The 720-nt window shown below is 55.0% G+C and carries 1 protein-coding gene; it reads right to left on the bottom strand.

Annotated features, from left to right (window positions below; translation table 11 throughout):
- Positions 1 to 2: 2 nt before the first annotated feature.
- The gene (locus AC0L17_RS34490) at positions 3 to 611 is read right to left on the bottom strand and encodes a glutathione S-transferase family protein (protein ID WP_473518992.1); all 609 of its coding nucleotides are present in this window, start codon (positions 609 to 611) and stop codon (positions 3 to 5) included.
- Positions 612 to 720 lie beyond the last annotated feature (109 nt).

Below are 720 nucleotides of genomic sequence, written 5' to 3'. Positions count from 1 at the left end.
GCCTATTCATCACGCGGCGCAGTCGCAACGAAGGCAGGCACCGCAGCGGCGAAAGCGTCGTGCCAAGCATGGAGACGTGGGTGCTTATCACGCCAGCTGCCATTGAAACGAAAATCACGATAGCCTAGCAGGCAGGCCAGCGTGATCTGACCAACATCCGGCATGGCAGAAACCCCCGGGGGATCGGCTTCGATGGCATCGAGAGCGCGCTCAACCTTTCCGGCTTGTTGCTCAATGGAAGCCGCAAAGTGGAACTTTTCAGGCCGAAAGATCGTCTCATCTCGGATGATCAGGCACGCATCAAGCGCGCCGTCGCACAAAGCCTCTAGTGTCACCGCCCTGAAGCGCGCCTCCGGTTCGCGCGGGAAAATGATCCCGCCGCCGGCGAGATGATCTAGGTATTCGAGGATTACGGGCGAGTCGAAGACGGGAATGCCATCATCACGCACGAGAACTGGAACCTTGTTTAAAGGATTGGCCTGCCGGACCGGATCGTTGGGATCATCGAGATCTGGCTTGCGGGTTACGACACGGTCGGTCAGATTGAGCAGGATGAGGGCAATGCGGACTTTGCGCGCAAAAGGCGAAGATAGATACGAGTGAAGAAGCATGGTTTAACAACTCTCTCTGATTAATGGTGCAACAGTTCACGGTTCTGAGCTTACCCGTGTTTAAACGTCGAATCTTCCAAACGATAAAACTTCAGTTTTTTGCCTTCTA

It is taken from the genome of Mesorhizobium sp. WSM4829, from assembly GCF_055811475.1.
Note: the sequence above shows the minus strand (reverse complement) of the source record. Positions and strands in the feature narration are given on the sequence as shown.